The organism is Aquimarina aquimarini (genome assembly GCF_900299535.1).
Taxonomy (GTDB): Bacteria; Bacteroidota; Bacteroidia; order Flavobacteriales; family Flavobacteriaceae; genus Aquimarina; species Aquimarina aquimarini.
Window position 1 is genome coordinate 1 of sequence record NZ_OMKE01000054.1, and the last position, 4,835, is coordinate 4,835.

6 protein-coding genes are annotated in these 4,835 nt (G+C 33.8%); all 6 read left to right on the forward strand.

The window, feature by feature from the left end:
- A partial coding sequence (locus DG508_RS18725; RefSeq protein ID WP_159090927.1) for a phosphoadenosine phosphosulfate reductase domain-containing protein occupies positions 1 to 389 on the forward strand: 389 nt, incomplete at its 5' end.
- Positions 390 to 478: 89 nt separating this feature from the next.
- Positions 479 to 1,726 carry a sulfate adenylyltransferase subunit 1 gene (locus DG508_RS18730; protein WP_108869616.1) on the forward strand — a complete coding sequence of 416 codons (1,248 nt, stop codon included), beginning with the start codon at positions 479 to 481 and terminating at the stop codon, positions 1,724 to 1,726.
- 244 nt (positions 1,727 to 1,970) lie between these two features.
- Positions 1,971 to 2,900, forward strand: a complete 930-nt coding sequence (locus tag DG508_RS18735) for a YeiH family protein (RefSeq protein WP_108869617.1) — start codon at positions 1,971 to 1,973, stop codon at positions 2,898 to 2,900.
- 316 nt (positions 2,901 to 3,216) lie between these two features.
- Entirely contained in the window at positions 3,217 to 3,483 is a 267-nt protein-coding gene (locus DG508_RS18740; RefSeq protein ID WP_199912815.1) for a DUF2061 domain-containing protein, read from the forward strand.
- A gap of 31 nt (positions 3,484 to 3,514) precedes the next feature.
- On the forward strand, positions 3,515 to 4,141 hold the full coding sequence (locus DG508_RS18745; RefSeq protein ID WP_108869618.1) for a phosphoadenosine phosphosulfate reductase domain-containing protein: 627 nt from the start codon (positions 3,515 to 3,517) through the stop codon (positions 4,139 to 4,141).
- 19 nt (positions 4,142 to 4,160) lie between these two features.
- A partial coding sequence (cysD, locus tag DG508_RS18750; RefSeq protein WP_108869619.1) for a sulfate adenylyltransferase subunit CysD occupies positions 4,161 to 4,835 on the forward strand: 675 nt, incomplete at its 3' end.

The following is a 4,835-nucleotide window of genomic DNA, read 5'->3' on the forward strand; positions in this document are numbered from 1 at the left end:
AGATTGATTTAGGGCAAAATGTACGGGTATTCCCTATAAGTAACTGGACAGAATTAGATGTTTGGAGTTACATTCAGAAAGAAGAAATAGAAATTCCATCTATCTATTTTGCACATAAGCGTAAGATCTTTATTAGAGATGGTATGATTTGGTCAGCAGAAGATGACGTTGTGTATAGAGAAGAAGATGAGTTGGTAGAAGAGCGCATGGTTCGTTTCCGTACGGTAGGCGATATGTCTTGTACAGCAGCAGTATTATCAGATGCTATTACCATTGATAAAGTAGTTGCAGAGATTAGAGAATCTACCATTTCAGAGCGCGGAGCACGTATTGATGATAAACGATCAGAAGCAGCAATGGAGAAACGTAAACAACAAGGGTATTTCTAGAAAAGTTTTGTTGTTATATAGATTCAAATAAATAATTAATAATAAAAAAAAACACTCCTTTTTTTTTAAAGGAGAAACCAATAATAGCTATGGACGTATTAAAAATAGCAACAGCAGGAAGTGTAGATGATGGTAAAAGTACCTTGATAGGTCGTTTATTGTATGATACCAAGTCATTGACTACCGATAAATTAGAAGCAATAGAGACCAGAAGTAAAGCCAATGGATTTGATTATTTAGATTTTTCTTTGGCTACCGATGGCTTAGTTGCCGAGCGAGAACAAGGTATTACCATTGATGTAGCTCATATTTATTTTTCAACCAAAACAAAGAGTTATATCATTGCCGATACTCCAGGTCATATAGAGTATACCCGTAATATGGTAACAGGGGCATCTACCTCTCAAGCTTCAATTATTTTGGTAGACGCTCGTAAAGGAGTGATCGAGCAAACATATCGTCACTTTTTCATCAATAACTTGCTTAGAGTAAAAGATGTTATAGTTGCAGTAAATAAGATGGATTTAGTAGATTTCTCACAAGAGAAATATGAGGCTATCAAGTCAGATTTTGAGACATTGATTGGTAAGAGTGATTATAAAGAGCAGAACATAACCTTTATTCCAGTGAGTGCATTGCAAGGAGATAATGTGGTAGATACGTCAGAAAACACACCGTGGTATACAGGTCAGACTTTGTTAGAGCATTTAGAAGAATTAGACGCTCAAGATGTATATGAGAAAGCACAAGTGCGTTTTCCTGTTCAGACAGTAATTCGTCCAAAGAAAGATGAGTTTCATGATTTTAGGGGATACGCAGGTAAACTGTACGGGGGAGACCTTTCGGTAGGAGATGAGGTAACTATCTTACCTTCTTTAACAGCTTCTAAGGTGAAAGAGATTTATTTTTTTGATAAAACATTTGATACTGGGGGTAGAGGAAGCTCTTGTACAATTACACTAGAAGATGATGTCAATGTAAGTAGAGGAGACATGATTGTAAAATCATCAGAAAAGCCAAGAGTAGAAAAACAATTGACAGCTACCGTATGTTGGATGGATAGTGATAACCTTACAACAGGCTCCAGTTACTATGTGCAAAGCGGAAGAGCATGTGTATTGTCTAAAGTAGATCATATTGAAGGAAGTATTGCAACAGATTTTTCTGGAGAAGATATCTCAAAAAACACATTAAGCCTTAATGAGATAGGAAAAGTGCAGATACAGTTAAGCAAACCATTGGCTATAGATTCTTATAGTAAGAATAAAGCTTCTGGATCATTTATATTAATAGATTCTCAAACCAATAATACCTCTGGAGTAGGATTTATAGAATAAAGATTTGGTTCTAGTCAAATCAAAATGTAATTGATGTATTAAGTGGTTTTAGGCTGTCTTTGGTTACGCGAATAATTTCCAAAGATGGCAGGCCACTTGTATGTCAAAAGCATGTTTGTTTTAGTTTTCTCTTTCCTTTTGATTAATTCCTGTATGATAAATTCATTAGAGTTAGGTGTTTAAATGTTTTTTATAAATGACCTGATTGAATTTTAAATGCTCTTAAAACCACGAATCATTTCAAATGTCTTTTTCAACTTCAAAAATTATATTTATTTGTGTAGCTTTAATTTGCTGTACATCTTTTGTATCTCCTTCATTGGCTTTGGCTATAGGTCTAGTTATAGCTCAAGTAATAAATAATCCATTCGCAAATAAAAGTCATAAAGTAGTGAAATGGCTTTTGAAAATAGCTGTCATTGGACTTGGCTTTGGGATGAGTGCTCATAGTGCATTAGAGGCGGGTAAAGATGGATTTCTTTTTACGGTATTTTCTATAGCAATAACACTTAGTTTTGGGTTATTCTTGGGTAAATTATTTTGTATAGATAAAAAAATAACACAGTTGATTTCTTCTGGAACAGCAATATGTGGTGGTAGTGCTATTGCTGCGATTTCTCCAATTATCAAAGCAAGTCCAAAACAAATATCTGTAGCTATAGGTGTAGTTTTTTTGCTTAACTCTATAGCTTTATTTGTATTTCCTAGTATTGGGTATTTGTTTGATCTTACTCAAAATCAATTTGGAGTATGGTGTGCTATCTCAATACACGATACAAGTTCTGTGGTCGGAGCAGCAGATGTGTATGGAAGTCAGGCTTTAGAAATAGCTACCACAATAAAATTAGCTAGGGCATTGTGGATTTTACCAGTCTCTTTGGCGTTTGTGTTTTTTTCTAAAGGAAATGCAGGAAAAATCAAATTCCCGTATTTTATACTACTATTTATAGGTGCTATTATTATGAATACTTATGTTCCTGTGGTACAACCTTTTTCTCCGTATATAGTGAGAGTTGCTAAAATAGCATTAACGCTAACATTATTTTTGATAGGTTCGGGTATTACAATTCGATCACTGAAAGACGTTGGTATGAAGCCGTTATTGCTAGCTGTTTCTATCTGGATATTTATTTCTGTTATCTCCCTAGTGTTTGTTTTGTACATCGTTGAATGAAACCTTTTTATTGTGGTAAATTCAAAGTGTAAATAGTATTAGTCGTAAATCAATAAAATGAGAGTAGTGTGTTGCTCTAATATTTTGATTATAAGTGTCTTTTTGTATGTTTGGCAGTAAAAATCTATTGATAAAATAGTAAGAGATTCTAAAATCTGTTTAATAATCTACTAACTTACTAGGGTTTTTATTAAAAATATCATAATTCTTGTTTCTTTTTGTAAGAACTTCCTTTGTTTTTGTACTATAACTAAAATATTATATATACATTTGTTTAATAATCTACTAACCCGATAGGGTAATAGAATTTAAAAAAATGATTGTAGATCAAATGATATTAGATAAAGTAGCTACACAGAAAACAACATATCAAGATGATAAGTCTTCAGAAAAGCCGATACGTAGTATAGTAAAAGCTGTAAGTTGGAGAGTAGTTGGAACATTGGATACGTTGATAGTATCTTATTTATTGACTGGTGAGTTGGCACTTGCTACGTCGATAGCATCTATTGATTTTGTTACAAAGATGATATTATATTTCTTTCATGAGAGAGTTTGGAATCGCATCAAATGGGGAAAATAATTGCTATAAAATAAAAGAAGCATAGTATACTATGAGTTTAACAGAAAAAGAAATTAAAGATCTAAATGTGTCTTTGAGGGAGAAAACGCCTTTAGAAGTTGTACAATGGGCAATGTCTAATGCAAACACTCCAGTAGTAACAACGAATTTCAGACCTTATGAAGCATCAATTCTACATGCATGCTCAAAAGCATTGTCAGATATTCCTGTTATATGGTGTGATTCAGGATATAATACTTCAAATACATACCGTCATGCAGAAGAAGTAATCGGTTTGTTAGATTTGAATATTAAATTGTATGTCCCAAAGCAGACTACAGCTCATAGAGATGTGGTATTAGGGATTCCTGATATTGATGATCCAAAGCATGCGGTTTTTACAGAGCAGGTAAAGCTAGAACCTTTTAAAAGAGCAATGGCAGAATTTAAGCCAGATGTATGGTTTACCAATCTTAGAAAAGGGCAAACGGCATTAAGAGATTCATTGGATATTTTAAGTAGAGGAAAAGATGGAATATTGAAAGTGAGTCCTTTTTATTATTACAATGACGAAGAGCTAGATACATATCTAGAAGAAAATAAGTTACCAAACGAGTTTAAATATTTTGATCCTACCAAAGTACTAGAGAATAGAGAGTGTGGATTGCATACCAACTGATTAATTACGAAAACGAAGCATGGATATATTAGAAAAGAAAATAGAACAATTAGAAGGAACTGCAGGAAACCTGACAGGAACCTCTGTTCTTAATGTAAACCCTTTAGAAAGCGAAGCGATTTATATCTTTAGAGAAGTAGCGTCTCAGTTTGAGAAGCCAGTATTGCTATTTTCGGGAGGAAAAGATTCAATCACTTTAGTTCGATTAGCACAGAAAGCATTTTACCCTGCAAAAATACCGTTTCCATTATTACACATTGATACGGGTCATAATTTTCCAGAGACTATAGAATTTAGAGATCGATTAGCAAAAGAATTAGGAGTAGAGCTTATAGTTCGTAATGTTCAGGACTCTATCGACCAAGGTAAAGTTATAGAGGAAAAGGGTAAGTATGCGAGTCGTAATAGTTTGCAAACCACTACACTGTTGGATGCCTTAGAAGAATTTAAATTCGATGCTGCGATAGGAGGAGCTAGGAGAGATGAAGAAAAAGCAAGAGCCAAGGAGCGTATTTTTTCAGTACGAGATGATTTTGGTCAATGGGATGAGAAGAATCAGCGTCCAGAATTATTTGATCACCTTAATGGTAAGATTGATTTAGGGCAAAATGTACGGGTATTCCCTATAAGTAACTGGACAGAATTAGATGTTTGGAGTTACATTCAGAAAGAAGAAATAGAAATTCCATCTATC